This is a genomic window from Ancylobacter crimeensis, assembly GCF_023016805.1.
Lineage (GTDB): Bacteria > Pseudomonadota > Alphaproteobacteria > Rhizobiales > Xanthobacteraceae > Ancylobacter > Ancylobacter crimeensis.
Genome location: NZ_JALKCH010000006.1, coordinates 320829 through 342569, shown reverse-complemented (window position 1 = coordinate 342569; position 21741 = coordinate 320829). Strand labels below are relative to the sequence as shown.

The following is a 21741-nucleotide window of genomic DNA, read 5'->3' as shown; positions in this document are numbered from 1 at the left end:
GATGAACAAGCTGCTGCGGTTGCTCCTGCGCTTCCTGGTCGTCCCATTCGGGATCATGGTGGGCATGGGCGTGACGATGGCAATCGTGGCGCTCGGCTATTTCGACGTGATGCGGGCGGTCCCGCGCATCGTCGCTACGGCGGAGCCCTTCGCCTTCGTCCATGCCGCGTCGAACGTGTTCGTTGTTCTGTCGGCGCTCATCATGTTCATCTGGGCGCTGGCGATCATTCCGATCCTGTGCGCGGAGGTCTTCGCCATCCGCTCGCTGCTCTACCATGTCATGAATGTCGGCATCTGCGGCTGGCTGGCAGGGCAGATGCTCCAGCCCTTCGGCCGCTCGCCCGCCGATCCGAATGCCGGCCTCTACACGGTGGCGGCGGGATTTTGCGGCGGACTGGTCTACTGGATCATCGGCGGCTGGAGCGCAGGCTACTGGAAGCCGATCGATCGCGGTCGCTTCACCCCGGCGCCCGACCCGCGGGATGCGGTGCCTCGCCCCATCCCATTGGAGCTGCCCACGAGGGTACGGCCCCACCGTCGCGGGGCGCGCATCATCCAGGCGGAGATTCTTCCGCCCGACGCTCCGGTACCGAGCGACCTGCGCCCGCTGCCGGGCCCCTTGCCCGGAAACGGGCGCTGACGCCGTCCGCTTCCCGCCACAGCCTGGACCCGCTTGCCTCCGCCACTTGCCTCCATTGTCGCAACTTGATCCTTGCGCGGCCTTGCGCGCGAAGCCGGCATGCCTATAGTCCGCGCCGACATCGGGCCCGGACGGGGCATCAAGTGCATCAGCGCGGAATGGAACATGGCTAGCGACGTGAAGCGGGTGGTGCTCGCCTATTCGGGCGGTCTCGACACCTCGGTCATCCTGAAATGGCTGCAGACCACCTATGGCTGCGAGGTGGTGACCTTCACCGCCGATCTCGGCCAGGGCGAGGAACTCGAGCCGGCCCGCAAGAAAGCCGAACTGCTCGGCATCAAGCCGGAACACATCTTCATCGAAGATGTGCGCGAGGAATTCGTCTCCGATTACGTGTTCCCGATGTTCCGGGCTAATGCGCTCTATGAGGGCCTCTACCTCCTCGGCACCTCAATCGCCCGCCCGCTGATCGCCAAGAAGCAGATCGAGATCGCCCGCAAGGTCGGCGCCGATGCGGTTTCCCATGGCGCCACCGGCAAGGGCAACGATCAGGTGCGCTTTGAGCTCAGCTATTATGCGCTCGAACCCGACATCAAGGTGATCGCGCCCTGGCGCGAATGGGACCTGACGTCCCGCACCCGGCTGCTGGAATTTGCCGAGAGCCACCAGATTCCGATCGCCAAGGACAAGCGCGGCGAGGCGCCCTTCTCGGTGGACGCGAACCTGCTGCACTCCTCCTCCGAGGGCAAGGTGCTGGAGAACCCGGACGACGAGGCGCCGGAATATGTCTACCAGCGCACCATCTCGCCCGAGGCCGCCCCCGACAAGCCGACCTACGTCACTGTCGGCTTCGAGAAGGGCGACGCGGTTTCCATCGACGGCGAGCGCCTGTCGCCCGCTACGCTGCTGACAAAGCTGAACGCGCTCGGCAAGGAGAACGGCATCGGCCGTCTCGACCTTGTCGAGAACCGCTTCGTCGGCATGAAGTCCCGCGGCGTCTACGAGACGCCCGGCGGCACGATTCTCCTCCAGGGCCATCGCGGCATCGAGAGCATCACGCTGGATCGCGGCGCAGCGCATCTGAAGGACGACATCATGCCCCGCTATGCGGAGCTGATCTATTACGGCTTCTGGTTCTCGCCCGAGCGCGAAATGCTGCAGGCGCTGATCGACAAAAGCCAGGAGTTCGTCACCGGCGAGGTTCATCTGAAGCTCTACAAGGGCAATGTCGACGTGGTGGGCCGGTCCTCGCCCTATTCGCTCTACAATCAGGACCTGGTGACCTTCGAGGAAGGGGCGGTGGCCTATGATCACCGCGACGCTGCCGGCTTCATCAAGCTGAACGCGTTGCGGCTGCGCACGCTCGGCAACCGGGCGCGCAAGATCGGCGGTTAAGTCTGTCGGCGTCTGATCGCCCTGAGGCTCGACATGACGAAAAAACGGCCGGGCTCGCCCGGCCGTTTGCGTTACAGGCACTGTCAATCCAGAGAAACCTTGCGGTTCTCCCCGAGATCGGCCCGCTTGCCGGTCAGCCGGGCCGCGGCCATCTTGAGGGTGATGAGGATCGAGCTGGCGGTGCCGTCCCAGTATTCCGCGCCCTCTGGCAGGAAGCGCAACACCCGGATGTTCGGGTCGCCCTTGCCGTCCGGCCACCACGCGCGCGCCGCGTCGTTCCAGAGCTCGTCGATCTTCGCCCGGTCATCCAGAACTTCGAACTCGCCGGAGACGGAGAGAAAATCGTTGCTTGACGCCTTGGCGAAGATCAACGCACCCTGCGGATCGCGGTCGAGTTCGTCATCGACATGTCCGCGCCGGTCGGTAAGGAACCAGACGCAACCCTCCTCGCGCGAGGGAAAACCGTGCATCGGCCGCCCGCGCAAGCTCGCGCCCTGCCGGGTGACCAGCATGCACACACGCAGATCTTCCATCATCTCCCAGACGTGATCGACGGCTTCGGCTTCGTTCATCTTCGCCATGTTGTCCTCCTGCCGTGGATGCAGCCGCGCAATGCGCTGCATGAGGCTGTCTGGAGGGCCAACCGGCACCGGGCCGATCCGTTCCATCACGGCCGGAAGCGCCTCGCGCGCGAGGCGACACAGGGCCGGAGGCGGTGAATCTGGGTCTGAGCCTATTCGCCTTCGCGCACGCCGGTCACGGGGGTGAAGGAGGGCGGATCGCTGGCCGGGAAACTGTCTTCCAGTGTTTCGTCGATCTCCTCCTCGGTCGGTTCCGGGGCGGGCGTTGCAGCGGGCGGCGGCGTTTGCGCTTTCGGATTCTCGGGCTTCGGCGTGCTCATGACGGTCTCCCGTGTGGAGGTTAAGGCTGACGCTGAGAATTCAGGCTGACGCTGAGGTTCAGGCTGACGTGGAGCAACGCCACATGCAAGGCGATTACGCCAACCGCACTGCGCCACCCGCACGTGACGGGTGCCCGTCGCGGAACCCTTTTGCTCCTCCCGCGTTATTCGCGACCGGCGTGCCGGTAGGTGCGCCGGTTGGCCAAACCACGCAATTCCTGCGAGGAGGGAGACCGATGACGATGCCGCAAATCTCGACCGGCGCCCCCGCGAAGCTGCAATACTGGCCGGCATCCCACAGCGTGGATGCTCCTGACCAATGGCCGGACAGCTATGAGTTCAACTCGCTCGACGACGCCGTGGCCTTCGCCATGACGCAGTCGCCGGCAGATCGCGAGATCGCGTGGCTGCGGACTCCCGATGGCGAGATCCTCAAATATCCGCAGATCCTGACGCTCTGGGAGCTGAAGCATTCCTGAGCGGGATACCGCTTTCCGGCGGCGCGCTATTCGCCTCACCCGCGCGAGCGGCGTGAAGCGTTGATCTTCGGGGCTTTGCCTGTATATTGCGCCGCGACAATTCACGCGGGTCCGAAATCCTCTCGGGCCCGCTTTTTGGTGTTTTTCCTCATGAAGCTTCGCAATATCGCCATCATCGCTCACGTCGACCACGGCAAGACCACGCTGGTGGACGAGCTGCTGAAGCAGTCCGGCTCCTACCGCGAGAACCAGCGCGTCGCCGAGCGGGTGATGGACTCGAACGACCTCGAGAAGGAGCGTGGCATCACCATCCTCGCCAAGGCCACCTCGGTGGTCTGGAAGGATACCCGCATCAATATCGTCGACACGCCCGGCCACGCCGATTTCGGCGGCGAGGTTGAGCGTATCCTCAACATGGTGGATGGCGCCATCGTGCTGGTGGATGCCGCCGAAGGCCCGATGCCGCAGACCAAGTTCGTGGTAGGCAAGGCGCTGAAGGTCGGGCTGAAGCCGATCGTCGCCATCAACAAGGTGGACCGCCACGACGCCCGCGCGCAGGAGGTCATCAACGAGGTGTTCGACCTGTTCGCCGCGCTCGACGCGAATGACGAGCAGCTCGACTTCCCGATCCTCTACGGCTCGGGCCGCAATGGCTGGATGGCGGATTCGCCGGAGGGCCCGCAGGACCAGGGCATGGCGCCGCTGTTCGACCTCGTGCTCAAGCATGTGCCGGAGCCCACGGTGGAGGACGCCCCCTTCAAGATGATCGGCACGCTGCTGGAAGCCAATCCCTTCCTCGGCCGCATGATCACCGGTCGCATCTCCTCCGGCACGGTGAAGCCGAACCAGACCATCAAGGTGCTGGCGCAGGACGGCTCGCTGGTCGAGCAGGGCCGCGTCTCGAAGATCCTCGCCTTCCGCGGCATCGAGCGCCAGCCGATCGAGGAGGGCGTCGCCGGCGACATCGTCGCCATTGCCGGCCTGCAGAAGGGCACGGTGGCGGAGACCTTCTGCGACCCCGCGGTCGAAACGCCGATGAAGGCGCAGCCGATCGATCCGCCGACCGTGACCATGACCTTCATCGTCAACGATTCTCCGCTCGCCGGAACCGAGGGCGACAAGGTGACGAGCCGCGTCATCCGCGACCGCCTGTTGCGCGAGGCGGAAGGCAATGTGGCCCTGAAGATCGAGGAATCGCAGGAGAAGGATTCCTTCTACGTCTCCGGCCGCGGCGAACTCCAGCTTGCGGTGCTGATCGAAACGATGCGCCGCGAAGGCTTCGAGATCGCCGTGTCGCGCCCGCGCGTCGTCTTCTCGAAGGACGAGACGACCGGCGAGACACTGGAGCCGATCGAGGAAGTGCTGATCGACGTCGACGAGGAATATTCCGGCACCGTCGTTCAGAAGATGAGCGAGCGCCGCGCCGAGATGATCGAGATGCGGCCCTCCGGCGGCAATCGCGTTCGCCTGATGTTTTATGCCCCGACGCGTGGCCTCATCGGCTACCAGTCGGAGCTGCTGACCGACACCCGCGGCACCGCCATCATGAACCGGCTGTTCCACGAATATGCCCCCTACAAGGGCGAGATCGCCGGCCGCACCAATGGCGTGCTGATCGCCAATGAAGCGGGCGAAGCGGTGGCCTATGCGCTGTGGAACCTGGAAGATCGCGGCCCGATGATGATCGAGCCGGGCTGGAAGGTCTATCAGGGCATGCTGATCGGCATCCACACCCGCGACAATGACCTTGAAGTGAACGTGCTCAAGGGCAAGAAGCTCACCAATATCCGCACCACCTCGAAGGACGAGGCGGTACGCCTGACCCCGCCGATCCGCATGACGCTGGAACGCGCGCTGGCCTGGATCCAGGACGACGAACTGGTCGAGGTCACCCCGAAGTCGATCCGCCTGCGCAAGCGCCTGCTCGACCCGAACGAGCGCAAACGCGAGGAGCGCCGCAAGGAGGCCGAGGGCGTCTGACGCCCCGACAGGCTTCGCCGGACACCGCACGAAAACGCCCGGCCGGAGCATCGCTCCGGCCGGGCGTTGTGTTTTTCAGGATGCGCCTGCGAAATCGTCTCGACCGCGATGCACATTTGGGCGAACTGCCCTCTTGATCCGGGGCGGCGCATTTGCTCCCATTCGGCCATGGGCACGCTTCTGATCGAGACCCGCCGGGCCCGCCCGGCAGATGCAGCCGAACTGGCCGAGATCCACGACTCGGCTTGGCGGGGCGCCTATCGCGGCGTGATCCCGGGCTCCGACCTCGAAAAGATGATCCAGCGGCGCGGTCCGGCCTGGTGGCAGTCGGCGCTGAGCCGGGGCTCCCGCGTGCTGGTGCTCACGCTGGGCGATTCGCTGGTGGGCTATGCCAATTTCGGCCGCAACCGTGCCCGCAGCCTGCCCTTCGAGGGCGAGATCTACGAACTGTACCTCAAGCCGGAATATCAGGGCCTCGGCTTCGGCCGCCGGCTGTTCCGCGACGCCCGCAAGGAACTTTCCACCGCTGGCTTCGAAGGCCTCGCCATCTGGGCGCTGGCGGATAATGAGCCTGCCGTCGGCTTCTACCGGGCGCTGGGCGGTCGGGCCGTCGCGCGCTCCTCGGAGAATTTCGGCGGCCGCACGCTCGACAAGATCGCCTTCGGCTGGCACGGCTGAACCGCGCCGATCACACCGTGGTGAGCAAAGCCCCAAGGCGCGCGGCCAGCGCCGCCGGGTCGCCCGCGATGTGAAAGATCTTGAGCCTGGCGGTCGCACCATGCGTCAGGCTCACCGCCGAAGCCGGCACGCCGGCGGCCTTTGCGACCAGCTTCGCCAGCGCCGCATTGGCCTTGCCGTCCTCCGCCGCCACCGCGACGCGGGCCTTCACGACCCTCCGTCCGTCGGACAGTTCGACAATGCCCTCGATCGCATCCCGCCCGCCGCGGGGCGTCGCCCGGACCGCCAGCGTCAGCCCGCCGACGACCGCGCTCCAGGGCGGCAGGGTCTCGTCCGCCGCCATGGACGTACCCTCAGACCAGCAGTTCGAACAGCAGGTTGCGGATGAAATAGAGCGCGATGATGAGGATGACGGGCGAGATGTCGATGCCGCCGAGATTGGGCAGTACCCGGCGGATCGGGCCGAGCACCGGTTCGGTTACCCGCCACAGAAACTCGCCGAGGCCGCGAACCACTTTGTTGTAGGGGTTCACCACGTTGAAGGCGATCAGCCAGGACAGCACGGCCGAGGCGATGAGGATCCAGACATAGAGGGAGATAAGGGTATCGATCAGCCAGAGCACCGAATACATCGCGATCCTCGAACGGGGAGGCCGGCATCCGCAGGGCACGGCGCCGGCATGTTGCGCCGTGAAGCGGCGCCCGATGAGGATTAATGACCCCTTGGCCCGGCTTCAACCCCGCATCATCCACAGAGCACGCGCACGGAACGCCTTGCCGCGCACAAGAACGGGAAGCCGCTTGACAGGCGAGCCGCCACAAACGTACAAGGCGCGGCCTGGACGGGGCCGTAGCTCAGTTGGGAGAGCGCTGCAATCGCACTGCAGAGGTCAGGGGTTCAAATCCCCTCGGCTCCACCAGATCGCCATTGATGTTTCTGGCGATTCTCCCGTTTTGCCTTCCTTTAAAATCGAACCCACCTCATAGGCACTCAGCCGCGACGCGAACCTCGCGATGTTACCGCCTGTTCCGGTCGCGGCCTGCGCATCATGGGTCTCTGAGCGCCCGTCGACGGAGCCGACGGGGTGGCTCGTGCGGAACGGCGTTGCTGCTTTTCAGGGCTGGCGGCCCCTGGCATTTCCGATCCGAGTATTTTGCCAACGGCCGCATGAATGCTCCCGTATCGCACGGTTGTGCGGTGAGGCCTCTGTCCAGTTGCAGTTGAAACGGTTGTCGCACATCACGTTGCGGCAGGGATTTTCGTGATGGAATCGGACAATTGTCTTGAACGTGTTGCGCGATGCGACGTAAACGCGTGATCAGCCGTCGGATAATCTGGCATCTGTCTTGCTTTCATCCGGCGCACGCGACTCCCGTTGCCGTTTATTCCGTTTCATCTTCACCTCCCCACCCGTTCATCACATCCGGATTGTGAAGCGATGACATCGCATCCGTTTCCTCCTTTCGACGGCGGCGATGACGAGCCGCCACCCGACGATCCGCGCGGTCGGCGCGACTTCGAGGCGGCCCTCGGCACCTTCCTCGTCGCCTTCAACCGCATCGAGGCGCTGATCTGCGATCTGATCGTTTCGGCGCTGGGCCAGCTCGGCCGCGACGATCTCGCGGAACGCTGCTGCCGGCAGGATCTCGCGCGGCAGCTCGACGACCTGGAGCTGATCGGCCTCGCCGTGCCGGGAATGAACCCGCTGCCGCTCGCGGAAATCCGCGCACTCGTCGAAACCCGCGCTCGCCTCACGCAGGGCGGCTTCGCCGAGCGGCCGTTCGACGGCGCCGCCTACATCCGCGACCGCTGGGCTCCTCACGAACGGCCATTGCGGGGCCTGCTCGAAGATGCCGGCCGTGCCATCGACATCGTCGATCGGCTCTATGAGGCCGTGATCGATCTGTGGACCGGCGAAGTGGACGATCCGGCCAACTCCAATCCTCCGGCGAACGACGCTCCCTAGAGCCACTCATCGTGTCACGGAATCGATGAATGATTCCAGCGTATTGACTGGCCGCATTTTTCTCACGCGAACCGGTATCCACTTCGCTCGCAAATGATCTAGATCCGCGGAGCGTCGCGTCTGTCTCGCTCCGCCTCTGCCGGCCCGACATCACGCTCGGCCGCTGCGCTGAGGCGCTGGAAGGCGCCGAGCGTGAGCAGCGCCGCGCAGCCCGTGCCGAGCAGCATCACCGGGTAGATCATCCGGGTCATGTCGTCGCGCGCCGTTTCGAAGGTGAGCAGCAGCGCTTCGAGGAAGATCGCGATGATGATGGTGGAGACGAATTTGGTGAGGCCGCGGCGGGCATCGGCCGGAGTGCGCTTTTCCCGGCCGGCCGGCACTTCTTCCTCGAAGAAATATTTCGCCACGTCGAACAGTGCGAGGGCGACGATCAGGTAGCCGACCACGTCGAGCATCGCCTCGTGCGGGGGCACCTCGCCGGCGAAGGTCCAGCCGGCAACCTGCACCGGCACGGTGACGAGAAGCGTCGCGGCAACGAGCATCAGCGCCACCGCGCTCACCGCGAAGACCATGCGAATAACGAAGCTCATGGAATGGTCCGCACGGGGGCCGGCCGCGGCTGCGGACGGGGTGCCCCCGCTTGCCGCACCCGCCCGCGCGTCAACCCGCAGCGGGGCCGGCGGTTCCGCTGCGGCGGGGCCTGCCTGTCAGGCGGGCACCGGGAGCGCGGGCTGGATATGGCGGCGGCCGGTCCAGTGGTCCATGAAGGCGTCGAGCCACAGCCGTACCCGTCCGTCATGCTGAAGCCGATCGAGAAAATGCGCGCTACGCGGGCGGGCATTGGGCAGATCGAGCCGCTCATGCCCGCGTACCGTCCAGCGGCACATCATGTGATGCGTCACCTCGGGGTGGAACTGCAGGCCGAAAGCGCGACGACCGAAGCGGAAGGCCTGGTTGGGAAAGGTCTCGCCTTCGGCGAGCAATTCGCCGCCGGCGGGCAGTTCGAACCCTTCGCGGTGCCAGTGATAGACATGATCCGGCCAGCTTCCGTGCTGCGCCGTACCGCACGGCGCCGCCGCGCCGCCGAACAGGCCGGCGCCGGCGCTGGTGGCCCGTAGCGGGTAATAGCCGATCTCCACAAGCCCGTCGGGATGCGGGGCGACGCGGGCGCCGAGGTGGCGCGCCAGCATCTGCGCGCCGAGGCAGATGCCGAGGAACGGCTTTTCTTCCCTGAGCGCGACGCCGATCCAGTCGATCTCGCGCCTCACATAGTCATGGCTGTCATTGGCGCTCTGCGGACCGCCGAAGATGATCGCACCGGCATGGGCCGCCAACGTCTCCGGCAGCGGATCGCCGAGGCAGGGGCGCCGCACATCCAGCCGGAAACCGCGTTCCAGCAACCTGAGCCCGACCCGGCCGGGCGAGGAATGCTCCTGGTGGAGCACGATCAGGATGGCAGCGTCCATGGTTCTCCGCGGCAAAGGCGCCCTGCGTCATATCGCGACGCAGCAGAGACATAAGAATATGGATTCGCTGTGTTCTCAAGCGTTTCAAAAAAGCGGTGCGGCAAAAACGGCAGCCCGATGCTCAATCGTCCGCGCCGCGCGGCTTGTCGGTGCGCAGCCGCTTGATGCCGGAACGCTTCGCCTTGCCTTCCAGCCGGCGCATCTTGGAGCCGAGGGTAGGGCGCGTGGGACGGCGCGTCACCGGCACCACCGCCGCTGCCTTGAGAAGCTCGAGCAGCCGCTCCCGAGCGTCCTGCCGGTTCTGCTCCTGCGTGCGGAAGCGCTGGGCGATGATGATCAGCACGCCGTCCCGCGTCATGCGCCGCCCGGCAAGGGTGGCGAGCCGCGCTTTCAACCCCTCCGGCAGGCTGGGCGAGGCGCGCACGTCGAGCCGGAGCTGCACCGCGGTCGAGAGCTTGTTGACGTTCTGCCCGCCGGGGCCGGAGGCGCGCACGAAACTCTCCTCGATCTCCGCCTCGTCGAGCGCGATCGAGGATGTCACCGCAAGCGCCGATGCCCTCGCCAGCACCATGGCGATCAGGCCGAACCGGCATCCGGCGCCGGCTTGCCGGCACGGCTGGACGTTGTCGAGGGACGGGTTGCAGCCGCGTCCTTGCCCTTCGCCGGACCGGCGGCGCCCGGCGCACCCCTCTCCGGCGCAATGCCCTCGGAGGCGGCCCCATTGGCCGCACCGGGCGGCGCGGACGGGGCACCGGGGGACGGGGTCGGCCCGGCGGATACCTTCGGCCGGGGTGCGGGCGGCTTCAGCAGCGCGTCGACGTCGATCGTGGCCAGATCGACCGGCGGTCCCTCGATCGCCTCGAGCTGCCGACGCACCGAATCGAGTCCGGTCATGGTCTCGCCGAGGCGGCTCGAAAGCTCGCGGGCGATGCGCACCGCGACATCGGGAAAGCTCTCCACCGTGCGCATGAAGATGCTGCGGGGAATGCGCAGCACATTCGACATTTCGGTGGCGATGGCGGTGGCCGGGCGACGGGTCGCGGTGATCAGCGCCATCTCGCCGAGCAGCGTCCCGGGGCCCACGCTCACCGGCTCGCGGCGCACCATGCCGGACAGCGCATCCTCGCGCGTCAGCTGGAAGCTGCCGCTCACGACCACATAGGCGGAATCGGCATCCTGCCCCTCGCGGAACAGGATGTCGCCGCCCCTCACCACGCGCGCCTCGGCGCCGATGGCGATGATGCGAAGCGCCTCACGCCCGAGCAGATTCAGCGTCTTGATGCGATCCAGAAGCTGGATATCGTCTTCGATGCTCATGCGGCTGACGGCGGACTCCGGCGATGCGTCGCGGCGGCTCGCAAGGTGATTCGCAGCCGTGCGAATCACGTTTCCGAGCGTCAAGGTAACAGCTTGTAGCCGCCCGCCTCCGTCGCGAGAAGATTGGGATGGGACGGATCCTTCTCGATCTTCTGCCGCAAACGGTAGATGTGCGTCTCCAGCGTGTGGGTCGTCACGCCGGAATTGTAGCCCCAGACTTCTTGCAAAAGGATTTCGCGCGCCACCGGCTTCTTTCCGGCCCGGTAGAGATAGCGCAGGATCGCCGTCTCCTTCTCGGTGAGCCGGATTTTGGAGTTGCGCTCGGTCACCAGCATCTTGGCCCCCGGCCGGAAGGTGTAGGGCCCGATGGTGAAGACCGCGTCCTCGCTCGCCTCGTGGGAGCGCATCTGGGCGCGGATGCGGGCCAGCAGCACGGCGAAGCGGAAGGGCTTCGCCACATAGTCGTTGGCCCCCGCTTCGAGCCCCATGATGGTGTCGCTGTCCGCATCATGGCCCGTCAGCATGATGACCGGAGCCTTGAAGCCGCCCTGGCGCATGGCACGCACCGCGTCGCGGCCATCCATGTCGGGGAGGCCCACATCCATCAGCACAAGGTCGATCCGCCCGGCGCCGACCTGGTCGATCGCGCCCTGCGCCGTGCCGACCGCCACCGTCTCGAACTCGTCGAGCAGGTCCAGTTGCTCGACCAGCGCCTCGCGCAGCTCGCTGTCGTCCTCGACCACCAGAATACGTTGCGCGTTCGTCATCTGCCTGAACCCTGCGTAGCTTGAACCGTGCGTCGCCTGAAACATCCGGCGACCTCTCATCAATCGTGTCGTGCGGCCGGCGCCGCATCTGCCGCTCCGCCCGTGCACACCAGCCCTGGACGGAACCACCTCCGTCCCGTCTCCGACTTAGGGTCCATTCCGCGGGAAGGAAACGCCGGAACGCGGAAAATGAGCCTCGATTCAAGAGGCTGGTGCATGTTCTTATGGGCGGATCCTGCGAAGCCACCTCGACATGCTGTAGGACGGCGACAAGGCCAGCGGCAAGCGCCGCCCTCATAACCGTCCCGGCCAGCCTCCCTCGTGACGTGATCGTGAACGCAAAACGCCAAAAGAAGAAGAGCTTTCCGGTCCCGCCCGCTCCGAAGGCCGCCCCGGCCGGCCACATCCGGGTGGTGCGCCGACCCGGCGAGCGCGCGCGCGGCCTGGTCCTCATGGAGGGCCGCGCGTTTCCCGTCGCTCTCGGTCCGGCCGGAATCCGGGCGCTGAAGCGGGAGGGCGACGGCGCCACGCCGGCCGGCGTCTGGCACCCCGTCGCGCTGCGCTGGCGGCCCGACCAGCGCCATCGTCCGGCAAGCCCGCTGCCCGGACGGGCGATGCGACGCGACGACGGCTGGTGCGACGCGCCCGGCCACCCCGGCTATAACCGCGCGGTACGCCTGCCCTTCCGCGCCTCGCATGAGGAGATGTGGCGGGCGGACCGTCTCTACGACCTGGTGGTGATTCTCGACCACAACCAGCGCCCCCGCACCGGCCGCGGCGGCTCGGCCGTGTTCCTGCACATCGCTCGTCCGACATTCGAGCCGACCGCCGGCTGCGTCGCCTTCCGCCCGGCGGACCTCGCCCGGCTGCTGACCCGTCTCGGGCCGCGCACCCGGATCATCGTGGGCTGACCGCCGTCGTCCGAGCGGTCAGCGATGCCCGAAGATCGCGCTGCCGACCCGCACATGGGTGGCGCCGAGCTGGATCGCGGTCTCGTAGTCGCCGCTCATCCCCATGGAGAGCGTGGCGAGGCCGTTGCGCCGGGCGATGGTGGCGAGCAGCGCGAAATGCGCCGCGGCCGGTTCGTCCGCCGGGGGAATGCACATCAGTCCGTCGATGACGAGCCCGTGCGTCTCGCGGCAGCGGGCGAGGAAGGCGTCGGCGTCCAGCGGCGGGATGCCGGCCTTCTGCGGCTCCTCGCCGGTGTTCACCTGCACCAGCAGCCGCGGCGCCGGCCGGCCTTCGAGCCGCGCCATCTCCTTCGCGAGCGCAACGGCAAGCGATTCGCGGTCCAGCGTGTGGATCACGTCGAAAAGGCCGAGCGCATCGCGCACCTTGTTGGTCTGGAGGGGTCCGATCAAATGCAGCTCGACATCGGAATGGTCCGCCGTCAGCTCCGGCCACTTTGCCCTCGCTTCCTGCACACGGTTCTCGCCGAACAGCCGCTGGCCGGCCTCCAGAGCCGGGCGGATATGGGGGGCATCGAAGGTCTTGGACACGGCGATGAGCCGCACGCTACCTTCAGGCCGTCCGGCGTCGCGGGTGGCGGTGGCGATCCGCGTGCGGACCTCCGCCAGATGGGCGCTCACCTGAGCGGATTCGGCGGCGTCGGCATCCATGGCAGCCTTCCTCGCGGATCGGCGGGGCGGGGCCCGCATGTCGTCCGCAGGGAATGGAAACCATGCAGCTCCTTGTCAATATCGACGTGCCGGATTTCGAGGCCGGGCGCCGCTTCTATACCGAAGCGCTGGGCCTCACCGAGGGACGGCGCTTCGGCGAAGGGGGTGTCGAACTGCTCGGCGGCTCCTCCGCCATCTACCTGCTGGTGAAGCCCTCAGGCTCGCAGGCGACGGCGAACGGCGCCGTCCGCGACTATGGCCGGCACTGGACCCCGGTGCATCTCGACCTGGTGGTGGACGACCTCGACGCCGCCCTCGTCCGCGCCCGCGCCGCCGGCGCCGTTCTGGAGCGCGGGCCGGTCGACGCGGCATGGGGCCGGATCGCCGGCCTCGCCGACCCGTTCGGCAACGGATTCTGCCTCCTCTCCTTCACGGCGTCGGGCTACGATGCCGTTGCCACACCTTGACCAAAGGGCTGGACGGTCGGGCGAACCCCAGGGACGGGCCGCTCGGAATTCTTGCGGAGTTGCGCGTGTCGTGCCCTTTATCGAACCGAGCGTCACCTTGCCGGGTTCCGGCAGCACCGAGCCCATGATGTCCGCGGCCGAGCAGAAACCTGATCCGCAGCTTTTGCCTGCCCCCATCCGGCGGCGCGTGAGCCTGCGCGGTCGGCTCGTTCTCCTGGTGGCGGTGGGGCTCGCCTTCCTCGTCGTCGAGCGGGCCGGCATCATCGCCGGCCAACGCGACGCCCTGATCAGGGCCGAACAGACCCGCGCCCTCAACCTCACCGATCGCGGCATGGGGCAATACCGCGAGACCATCGCCGCGGTGCGCGCCACCCTGCAGACGCTGAGCCTCGACACCCAGGCACTGCTGGCCGCCGCCCCGCACTGCGCGGAACTCCAGGGGGCGCTCGACCTCGTGCCGCAGATCGCCGGCCTTGCCGTCGCCGACACCGCCGGGCGGGTGCGCTGCGCGACCAATCCGGACAATACCGGACTCGATCTTTCGGGCCGCGACTACATGCAGCTCGCCCTCAAGGGCATACCGAACCTGTCCAGCCTCACCCTCAGCCAGGTGAGCAACACGCCGAGCATCGTGGTCGCCGAGCCCGTGGTGAACGAGGACGGCGATGTCGACGGCGTCATCATGGCCCGCGTGCAGCTCGACATGCTGTTCCCGATCACGGTGATCTCCGACCTCGACATCAGCGCCGCGCTGCTGATGATCGACGCCGAGGGCAACCTGATCGAGAGCTCGCCCGCCCCCTCCCCAGGCAGCGCCGGCTCGCTGCGCGACACGCCGCTCGGCGACAAGATGCTGTCGCGTTCCAGCGGCACCTTCGAGGGCCCCGGCCCGGACGGCGTGACGCGGATCTATGGTTTCACCCGACTGCCGGAAAGCAATATGCGCCTTGCCGTCGGCCTCAGCGCGGCGGCGCTGACCGACGAGTTGCGCGATTCGACGCTCCGCGCCGGACTGATCTTCCTCGCGGTGTGCGCGCTCATCTTCCTCGGCCTGTGGCTCGCCGGCGACCGGCTGGTGGTGCGGCCGGTGCGACAGCTCGCCGCCCGGCTCGCAGAATTCGGCCGTGACACCGAGGCCGGCTCGGCCATGCCGGCCACGCGGATCACCGAGCTGGAGCCGCTGGTGGTGGCGGTCGGCGAGATGTCCCAGCGCCTCACCGAGCGCGAGACGGCGCTGCGCGGCGCCAACCAGAAGCTGATGGCGCTGGCGAGCCGCGATCCCCTGACCGACCTGCCGAACCGCCGCGCCTTCGACGAGGCGCTGCGCGGCTGCTGGGACGAGCCGGTGCCGGTCGCCCTGCTGATGATCGATATCGACCACTTCAAGGAATTCAACGACCAGTACGGCCACAGCGCCGGCGACAGCGCGCTGCGCCGGGTAGCGGCGGCGCTCGCCCGCGAGGTCCGCACCGGCGACGTTCTCGCGCGGATCGGCGGCGAGGAGTTCGTCGCCCTGCTGCCGGGCAGCGGGGAAGGCGAAGCCGCGCGCATCGCGTCCCGGCTGCGGCGGGCGGTCGAGCATCTGGCCATCGCCCATGCCCGCTCGCCCTTCCGCCTGCTCACGGTGAGCATCGGCTATGCCGGCGTGCCGGCGGAACGGGTCGGCCAGCCCGGCGAACTGCTGATCGCGGCCGACCGCGCGCTCTATGCCGCCAAGGCCGCGGGCCGGAACGCCATCCACGCCTGGACCAAGGATCATGGGGTGGACCGGGGCGAGGGCGGCGCCAATTTCTCGGCCGGGGCCGCCGCCGCCCGTTCCTGACCGCCGCGGCGGCCGCGGCCGGATCCGCAGCCCGGCACACCAACACGCGGATGTTGACCCGGGGGCGTGTCTCATGGCCTAGTCCGGCCGCATCCGAACGCCTGCGGCGCGGTGCGGGCGGCTCCATGCCGTGCGTGTCGCCGAAGGGTGTTTCGTCCGAACTCAGACTGGCTTTTGCGAAGACACCCGATGAGCACCGAACGCTACAATGCCCGCGAGGCCGAACCCCGCTGGCAGAAGGTCTGGGACGAGCGCGGCATCTTCCGCACCCGCAATGACGACCCCCGGCCGAAATATTACGTGCTGGAGATGTTCCCCTATCCGTCGGGGCGCATCCACATCGGGCATGGCCGCAACTATGTGATGGGCGACGTCGTCGCCCGCTTCAAGCGCATGAAGGGCTTCAACGTCCTGCACCCGATGGGCTGGGACGCCTTCGGTCTGCCGGCCGAGAACGCCGCCATCGAGCGCAACACCCATCCGGGCGTCTGGACTTACGAGAACATCGCCACCATGCGCGAGCAGCTCAAGCTGCTCGGCCTTTCGCTGGACTGGTCCCGCGAGATCGCGACCTGCGACCCGGACTATTACGGCGAGCAGCAGCGCATCTTCCTCGAATTCCTGAAGAACGGCTTCGTCTACCGCAAGGAGAGCGAGGTCAACTGGGACCCGGTCGACAACACCGTGCTCGCCAATGAGCAGGTGATCGACGGCCGCGGCTGGCGTTCCGGCGCGCTGGTGGAGCGGCGCAAGCTGAACCAGTGGTTCTTCCGCATCACCGCGCTGGCGCAGGAACTTCTGGACGGGCTCGACACGCTGGAGCGCTGGCCGGACAAGGTGCGCCTGATGCAGCGCAACTGGATCGGCCGCTCCGAGGGCCTGCATGTGCGCTTCGCGCTGGCGAACCCGCCGGCCGATGCCCCGGCGGGTTCGCCCGCCGACATCAAGGTTTACACCACCCGCCCGGACACGCTGTTCGGCGCCTCCTTCCTGGCACTTTCGCCCGGCCACCCGATGGCCGAGCAGCTCGCGGGCGGCAATCCGGCGCTCGCGGCATTCGTCGAGGAATGCCGGCGCGGCGGCACCTCGACCGCCGAGATCGAGACCCAGGAGAAGATGGGCTTCGACACCGGCCTCACCGTCCGCCATCCGCTCGGCGGGCCGGACCTACCGGTCTATGTCGCCAATTTCGTGCTGATGGAATACGGCACCGGCGCCATCTTCGGCTGCCCGGCGCACGACCAGCGCGACCTCGACTTCGCCCGCAAATACGGTCTCACCGTCACGCCCGTGGTGCTGCCGCCGGGCGCCGATCCGGCAAGCTTCGCGGTGGCCGATGTCGCCTATGACGGCGAGGGCACGCTCTACCACTCCCATTTCCTCGACGGTCTCACCATTCCCGAGGCCAAGGAGGCGGTGGCCGCGCGTCTCGAAGACCAACGGCTGGGCAATGAGCCGGTGGGCGAGCGCGCGGTGAATTTCCGCCTGCGCGACTGGGGCATCTCGCGCCAGCGCTATTGGGGCTGCCCGATCCCGGTCATCCACTGCGCCGCCTGCGGTCCGGTGCCGGTGCCCGAGGACCAGCTCCCTGTCCGCCTGCCCGACGACGTCACCTTCGATGCGCCCGGCAACCCGCTCGATCGCCATCCGAGCTGGAAGCATGTCGCCTGCCCGCAATGCGGCCAGCCTGCGACGCGCGAGACCGACACCATGGACACCTTCGTGGATTCGTCCTGGTATTTCGCCCGCTTCGCCTCCGAGCCCGGCACCCGCCCGCTGCAGAAGGCGGCGGCGGACCACTGGCTGCCGGTGGACCAGTATATCGGCGGCATCGAGCACGCGATCCTGCACCTGCTCTATTCGCGCTTCTTCACCCGCACGCTGAAGAAGATCGGTCGCGTCTCGGTGGAGGAGCCCTTCGCCGGCCTGTTCACCCAGGGCATGATCGTCCACGAGACCTACAAGGACGCCGCGGGCAAGTGGCTGTTCCCCGAGGAGGTCGAAAGGGACGCCGAAGGCCGCCCGGTGAAAGTCGGCACCGGCGAGCCGGTGACGATCGGCGCCCCGGAGAAGATGTCCAAGTCCAAGAAGAACGTGGTCCCGCCGGAGATCGTCGCCGACACCTATGGCGTCGATTGCGCGCGCTGGTTCATGCTCTCCGACACCCCGCCCGAGCGCGACAGCGAATGGACCAGCGCCGGCATCGAGGGCGCCTGGCGCTTCGTGCAGCGCATCTGGCGACTCGTCGGCGACGTGGTGGCGCTGGCCGGACCGGCCGCGCCGGCCGAACCCGGCACCTTCGGCGAGGACGCCCTCGCTTTGCGCCGGGCGTCGCACAAGCTCGCTGCGCAGATGGCGGACGACATCGAGCGGTTGCGCTTCAACGTGGCCGTGGCGCGGGTGCACGCCTTCGCGAACGTGTTCGGCGATGCGGTGGTGGCCGCCCGCAGGGGCGGCACCGTCGGCGACGACCTCGCCTTCGCCCTGCATGAAGCCGCCCGCTTCCTGGTCCGGGCGGTCGCCCCCAGCGTGCCGCACCTTGCCGAGGAGTGCTGGACCGTGCTCGGCGGGGACGGCCTGGTCGCAGAGGCGGAATGGCCGGCCAGCGAGCCCTCTCTGCTCGCCGAGGATACCGTCACGCTGCCGATCCAGATCAACGGCAAGCGCCGCGCCGACATCACCGTGCCCAAGGCGGCGAGCCCGGCCGAGGTGGAGAGCGCGGTGCTCGCCCTCGACGCGGTGGTGAAGGCCCTCGACGGTCGCCCGCCGAAGCGTATCATCGTGGTTCCGCAGAGGATCGTGAATGTCGTCGCCTGATCGCACATCCGCGGGCTGCAGCGCCACCCGCTCCGCCCGCCGCTCCTTCGTCCGCCGGTCTTTCGGCCTTGCCGCCGTCGGCCTGATGGCCATCGGCCTCGCCGGCTGCTTCCAGCCGATGTATGCCGAGTCCACGCCGGGCGGCACCGATCTGCGGCAGAAGCTGCAGGATGTCGAGATCGTCTTCGTCCCCGGCCGGCTCGGCAACGAGGTGCGCAACGACCTCATCTTCAGCCTCACCGGAGGCGCCGGCAATCCGACCGGCGCGCCCTACCGGCTGACGCTTCAGGTGACCGACAGCAGCGCCCCGGTCATCATCGACAGCATTTCCGGCCTGCCGCAGGTCGAGATGGTGAGCCTCGACGCCAATTGGCAGTTGTCGTTCAGTAGCGATCCCGCCAAGCCGATCAAGGCGGGGCACGCCTTCGGCAAGGCGTCGCTGGAAAGCGGCTACCAGCGATTCGCCCGCGCCCGCGCCATCCGCGACGCGCAGAACCGGGCCGCCACGGTGGTCGCCGACACCATCAAGAGCCAGCTCGCCTCCTATTTCGTCACCAATCCGAATCCGCAGCCGCCGGCTCCCGCTCCGGCCACGCCGGCCGTGCCGCCCAAGAGCTGAGCCGGCTCATGGTTGCCGTGCGCCCGCAGGACGCCGATGCCGCCCTCTCCCGCATCGACCCGCTACGTCCGGTGGTGCTGCTGTTCGGGCCCGACGCCGGACTGGTGCGCGAACGTGCCGAGACCTATCTGCGTCGCGCCGAGACGGGATCGAGCGATCCGTTCGGCCGGGTGAAGCTCGACGGCGACGAGATTTCCGGCAGTCCCGGCCGGCTGGTGGAGGAGGCGAGCACCATCGCCCTGTTCGGCGGCCGCCGGGTGGTCTCGCTGCGGGTCGGCGCGCGGAACGTGCTGCCGGCGGTGGAGGCCCTGCTCGCCGCGCCGCCCGCCGAGGCGGTGGTGGTGATCGAGACCGGCGACCTCAAGCGCGGCGCCCCGTTGCGCGCGCTGTGCGAGGGCTCGCCCCACGCGCTCGCGATCGCCTGCTATGCCGATGGCGAGCGCGATGTCGTCAAGCTGATCGACGCTATGGCAACGGAGGCGGGCATGAGCGTCGAGCGCGACGCCCGCACTGAGCTCGCCGGCCTGCTCGGCGGCGATCGGCTGGCCTCGCGCGGGGAAATCGCCAAGCTTCTGCTTTACGCGCAGGGCGAGACGCGCATCACCAGCCAGCATGTCCGCGCCATCGTCGGCGACGCCTCGAGCCTGGCGCTGGATGAGATCGCCGACAACGCGCTCGCGGGCGGCGGAGCGCCGATGGCGGACGCCTATGCCAAGGCGATGGGGGAGGGCATGCGGCCCGATGTCGTGCTCGGCGCGGTGCAGCGCGCTCTGCTGGCCCTGCACCAGATGCGGCTTCAGGTCGAGGCCGGAACGGCGGCCGAACGGGTCATCGAAGGTATCCGGCCAGCGGTGCATTTCCGCCGCAAGCCGCTGGTGGAGCGTGCCCTGAAGAGCTGGAACACCGCGCGCCTGCGGACCGCGCTGCTGGCGCTGGACGATGCGCTGCTCGGCGCCCGCCGCAATGCCGGCCTCGGCCCGGCCATCGCCGAGCGCGCCCTCCTGCAGCTCGCGATCCAGGCCCGGCGGGGAAGCTGACCGACCCCCGGCCGTTCAGGCGCCGAGCAGGCGGGCGAGCTCGTCGAGCTGCTCCAGCGAAGTGTAGCGGATGCGCAATTCGCCCTTTTCGCCGTCATGCTTCAGCACGACCTTCAGGCCGAGCGCATCGGCGATGCGGCGCTCCATCTCGCGGGTATCGGCATCGACGGGCGCGCGCACCCGCGCCGGCCGTCCTTCGGCCTCGGCGCGGGCGTGGTTCAGTTCCTGCGCCAGTGCCTCGACCTCGCGCACATTCATGCCCTGCTCGACGATGGCCCGTGCGATCGCGGCCGGATCCTCTTGCGTCAGCAGAGCGCGGGCATGGCCGGCGGAGAGGCGGCCATCGGCCAGATAGGTCTTCACCTCATCGGGCAGCTTGAGCAGGCGCAGCGTGTTGGCGACATGGCTGCGGCTCTTGCCGATGATGCGGGCGACATCGGCCTGCGAATAGGCGAACTGATCCGCCAGCGCCTGATAGCCCATCGCCTCTTCCAGCGGGTTGAGGTCGGCGCGCTGGACGTTCTCGATGATCGCAATCTCGAGCGCCTCGCGGTCGTTCACCTCGACCACGACGATCGGGACCTCGTGCAGCGCGGCGGCCTGCGCCGCCCGCCAACGCCGCTCGCCGGCGACGATCTCGAAGCTCTCCGGCCCGGCCGCACGAACCACGATCGGCTGGATCACGCCGCGGGCACGGATCGATTCCGCAAGCTCGGCCAGCTCCGCCTCACCGAACGTGCGGCGCGGATTGCGCGGGTTGGGCCGCAGGAATGCGACCGGCACCCGGCGCTGGCCGGCGTGGGGCCGCTCCGGCGCAGCGTTTTCCTCGCGCACATCGCCGATCAGCGCGGCAAGCCCGCGTCCGAGGCGGGAACGTCCGTTCTCATCCGGCATGGCCATCGGCTTCTCCTCTTACAGACGCGCGCTCAGGCGGCCCTCAGTTCGCGCTCGCGCTGGATAATTTCGGAAGCGAGACGAATATAGGCCTGCGAGCCGGTGCATTTCAGGTCGTAAAGCAGCGCCGGCTTGCCGTAGGACGGCGCTTCGGAAACCCGCACATTGCGCGGGATGATCGTCTCGTACACCTTCGCGCCAAGGAACTGCCGCACATCCTCGACCACCTGGTTGGACAGGTTGTTGCGGGCGTCGAACATGGTGAGCACCACCCCGTGGATGGTGAGCTGCGGGTTGAGCGTGGTGCGCACCTGCTCCACCGTCTTGAGGAGCTGTGAAAGCCCCTCAAGGGCAAAGAACTCGCATTGTAGCGGCACCAGGATCGCATTGGCCGCCGCCATCGCGTTGATGGTGATGAGGTTCAGGGAAGGCGGACAATCGATCAGGATGTAGTCGAACGGGCTCGTACCAGTCGGTTCGCTCATGGCGCGGATGGCGTTTCGGAGCCGAAACGCACGATCCTTGAAGCCCGCGATCTCCAGCTCCAGGCCGGACAAGTCCATGGTCGAAGCTACCAGCGACAGACGCGGCACGGCGGTCGGCAGCAGTGCCTCGCTCATCGGCGCGTCGCCCACCAGCACGTCATAGCTCGACACGCGCCGCTCCCGCTGCTCGATGCCGAGACCGGTGGAAGCATTGCCCTGCGGGTCGAGATCCATGATCAACACCCGTTCGCCGATCGCGGCCAGCGCGGTGCCGAGATTGATCGCGGTCGTGGTCTTGCCGACGCCGCCCTTCTGGTTGGCGAGCGCCAGAACGCGGGGAGCCAGATGCGGGGGAAGCTCGCTCATGGTGCCAATCCTCGCCTCACGCCGG

The 21741-nt window shown here is 67.8% G+C and carries 24 protein-coding genes and 1 tRNA gene; 13 read left to right on the top strand and 12 right to left on the bottom strand.

Going from position 1 to position 21741, the window contains the following annotated elements; all coding sequences use genetic code 11:
- Position 1: 1 nt before the first annotated feature.
- Both MWN34_RS11425 and MWN34_RS11420 read left to right on the top strand, forming a co-directional pair.
- Positions 2 to 640: a hypothetical protein gene (locus MWN34_RS11425; protein WP_247029319.1), complete on the top strand. Its 639-nt coding sequence runs from the start codon at positions 2 to 4 to the stop codon at positions 638 to 640.
- 165 nt (positions 641 to 805) lie between these two features.
- Positions 806 to 2035 carry an argininosuccinate synthase gene (locus MWN34_RS11420; RefSeq protein WP_247029318.1) on the top strand — a complete coding sequence of 410 codons (1230 nt, stop codon included), beginning with the start codon at positions 806 to 808 and terminating at the stop codon, positions 2033 to 2035.
- Between the two features lie 83 nt (positions 2036 to 2118).
- On the opposite strand, the gene MWN34_RS11415 is transcribed toward MWN34_RS11420, so the two are convergent.
- Together MWN34_RS11415 and MWN34_RS11410 are read right to left on the bottom strand one after the other, a co-directional pair.
- Positions 2119 to 2616, bottom strand: coding sequence for a pyridoxamine 5'-phosphate oxidase family protein (locus MWN34_RS11415; RefSeq protein ID WP_247029317.1), 498 nt, complete (start codon positions 2614 to 2616; stop codon positions 2119 to 2121).
- Between the two features lie 152 nt (positions 2617 to 2768).
- Complete coding sequence (locus MWN34_RS11410) at positions 2769 to 2936, bottom strand: hypothetical protein (protein WP_247029316.1); 168 nt, start codon at positions 2934 to 2936, stop codon at positions 2769 to 2771.
- 236 nt (positions 2937 to 3172) lie between these two features.
- Between MWN34_RS11410 and MWN34_RS11405 the strand changes: the two genes are divergently transcribed.
- From MWN34_RS11405 to MWN34_RS11395, 3 genes are all read left to right on the top strand, one after another.
- Positions 3173 to 3415: a hypothetical protein gene (locus MWN34_RS11405; RefSeq protein ID WP_247029315.1), complete on the top strand. Its 243-nt coding sequence runs from the start codon at positions 3173 to 3175 to the stop codon at positions 3413 to 3415.
- A 150-nt stretch (positions 3416 to 3565) separates the two neighbouring features.
- A complete protein-coding gene (typA, locus tag MWN34_RS11400) occupies positions 3566 to 5395 on the top strand; it encodes a translational GTPase TypA (RefSeq protein ID WP_247029314.1) in 1830 nt (609 codons plus the stop codon).
- Between the two features lie 168 nt (positions 5396 to 5563).
- Positions 5564 to 6073, top strand: a complete 510-nt coding sequence (locus tag MWN34_RS11395; RefSeq protein ID WP_247029313.1) for a GNAT family N-acetyltransferase — start codon at positions 5564 to 5566, stop codon at positions 6071 to 6073.
- A gap of 10 nt (positions 6074 to 6083) precedes the next feature.
- On the opposite strand, the gene MWN34_RS11390 is transcribed toward MWN34_RS11395, so the two are convergent.
- Positions 6084 to 6416 carry a DUF167 family protein gene (locus tag MWN34_RS11390; RefSeq protein ID WP_247029311.1) on the bottom strand — a complete coding sequence of 111 codons (333 nt, stop codon included), beginning with the start codon at positions 6414 to 6416 and terminating at the stop codon, positions 6084 to 6086.
- A 10-nt stretch (positions 6417 to 6426) separates the two neighbouring features.
- A complete protein-coding gene (locus MWN34_RS11385; protein WP_247029309.1) occupies positions 6427 to 6705 on the bottom strand; it encodes a YggT family protein in 279 nt (92 codons plus the stop codon).
- Between the two features lie 212 nt (positions 6706 to 6917).
- On the opposite strand from MWN34_RS11385, the gene MWN34_RS11380 reads away from it, so the two are divergent.
- Positions 6918 to 6993: transfer RNA gene (locus tag MWN34_RS11380), tRNA-Ala, on the top strand.
- 519 nt (positions 6994 to 7512) lie between these two features.
- The gene (locus MWN34_RS11375; protein WP_247029307.1) at positions 7513 to 8040 is read left to right on the top strand and encodes a hypothetical protein; all 528 of its coding nucleotides are present in this window, start codon (positions 7513 to 7515) and stop codon (positions 8038 to 8040) included.
- Between the two features lie 98 nt (positions 8041 to 8138).
- On the opposite strand, the gene MWN34_RS11370 is transcribed toward MWN34_RS11375, so the two are convergent.
- The 5 genes from MWN34_RS11370 to MWN34_RS11350 form a co-directional block, all read right to left on the bottom strand.
- Entirely contained in the window at positions 8139 to 8630 is a 492-nt protein-coding gene (locus MWN34_RS11370; protein WP_247029305.1) for a GNAT family acetyltransferase, read from the bottom strand.
- A 117-nt stretch (positions 8631 to 8747) separates the two neighbouring features.
- Complete coding sequence (locus tag MWN34_RS11365) at positions 8748 to 9506, bottom strand: glutamine amidotransferase (RefSeq protein ID WP_247029303.1); 759 nt, start codon at positions 9504 to 9506, stop codon at positions 8748 to 8750.
- A 121-nt stretch (positions 9507 to 9627) separates the two neighbouring features.
- A complete protein-coding gene (gene arfB, locus MWN34_RS11360; RefSeq protein ID WP_247029301.1) occupies positions 9628 to 10077 on the bottom strand; it encodes an alternative ribosome rescue aminoacyl-tRNA hydrolase ArfB in 450 nt (149 codons plus the stop codon).
- A 5-nt stretch (positions 10078 to 10082) separates the two neighbouring features.
- Positions 10083 to 10823, bottom strand: coding sequence for a cyclic nucleotide-binding domain-containing protein (locus MWN34_RS11355; RefSeq protein ID WP_247029299.1), 741 nt, complete (start codon positions 10821 to 10823; stop codon positions 10083 to 10085).
- A gap of 80 nt (positions 10824 to 10903) precedes the next feature.
- The gene (locus MWN34_RS11350) at positions 10904 to 11590 is read right to left on the bottom strand and encodes a response regulator transcription factor (RefSeq protein ID WP_247029297.1); all 687 of its coding nucleotides are present in this window, start codon (positions 11588 to 11590) and stop codon (positions 10904 to 10906) included.
- 332 nt (positions 11591 to 11922) lie between these two features.
- Between MWN34_RS11350 and MWN34_RS11345 the strand changes: the two genes are divergently transcribed.
- A complete protein-coding gene (locus tag MWN34_RS11345) occupies positions 11923 to 12501 on the top strand; it encodes a L,D-transpeptidase family protein (RefSeq protein ID WP_247029295.1) in 579 nt (192 codons plus the stop codon).
- Between the two features lie 18 nt (positions 12502 to 12519).
- Here MWN34_RS11345 and MWN34_RS11340 read toward each other — a convergent pair whose 3' ends face one another.
- Positions 12520 to 13209: a YggS family pyridoxal phosphate-dependent enzyme gene (locus tag MWN34_RS11340; RefSeq protein ID WP_247029293.1), complete on the bottom strand. Its 690-nt coding sequence runs from the start codon at positions 13207 to 13209 to the stop codon at positions 12520 to 12522.
- Between the two features lie 62 nt (positions 13210 to 13271).
- Here MWN34_RS11340 and MWN34_RS11335 point away from each other — a divergent pair, with 62 nt between their 5' ends.
- The 5 genes from MWN34_RS11335 to holA all read left to right on the top strand — a co-directional run bounded on the left by MWN34_RS11335 (position 13272) and on the right by holA (position 19971).
- Positions 13272 to 13676, top strand: a complete 405-nt coding sequence (locus MWN34_RS11335; RefSeq protein WP_247029291.1) for a VOC family protein — start codon at positions 13272 to 13274, stop codon at positions 13674 to 13676.
- Positions 13677 to 13746: 70 nt separating this feature from the next.
- Entirely contained in the window at positions 13747 to 15498 is a 1752-nt protein-coding gene (locus MWN34_RS11330; protein ID WP_247029289.1) for a sensor domain-containing diguanylate cyclase, read from the top strand.
- 189 nt (positions 15499 to 15687) lie between these two features.
- Positions 15688 to 18315: a leucine--tRNA ligase gene (gene leuS, locus MWN34_RS11325; protein WP_247029287.1), complete on the top strand. Its 2628-nt coding sequence runs from the start codon at positions 15688 to 15690 to the stop codon at positions 18313 to 18315.
- Positions 18302 to 18934: a hypothetical protein gene (locus MWN34_RS11320; protein WP_247029285.1), complete on the top strand. Its 633-nt coding sequence runs from the start codon at positions 18302 to 18304 to the stop codon at positions 18932 to 18934. The genes leuS and MWN34_RS11320 overlap by 14 nt, the downstream gene beginning before the upstream one ends.
- Before the next feature lie 8 nt (positions 18935 to 18942).
- Complete coding sequence (gene holA / locus MWN34_RS11315) at positions 18943 to 19971, top strand: DNA polymerase III subunit delta (RefSeq protein WP_247029283.1); 1029 nt, start codon at positions 18943 to 18945, stop codon at positions 19969 to 19971.
- Between the two features lie 15 nt (positions 19972 to 19986).
- Here holA and MWN34_RS11310 read toward each other — a convergent pair whose 3' ends face one another.
- Positions 19987 to 20865, bottom strand: coding sequence for a ParB/RepB/Spo0J family partition protein (locus MWN34_RS11310; RefSeq protein WP_247029387.1), 879 nt, complete (start codon positions 20863 to 20865; stop codon positions 19987 to 19989).
- Positions 20866 to 20897: 32 nt separating this feature from the next.
- On the bottom strand, positions 20898 to 21716 hold the full coding sequence (locus MWN34_RS11305; RefSeq protein WP_247029281.1) for a ParA family protein: 819 nt from the start codon (positions 21714 to 21716) through the stop codon (positions 20898 to 20900).
- Between the last annotated feature and the right edge of the window lie 25 nt (positions 21717 to 21741).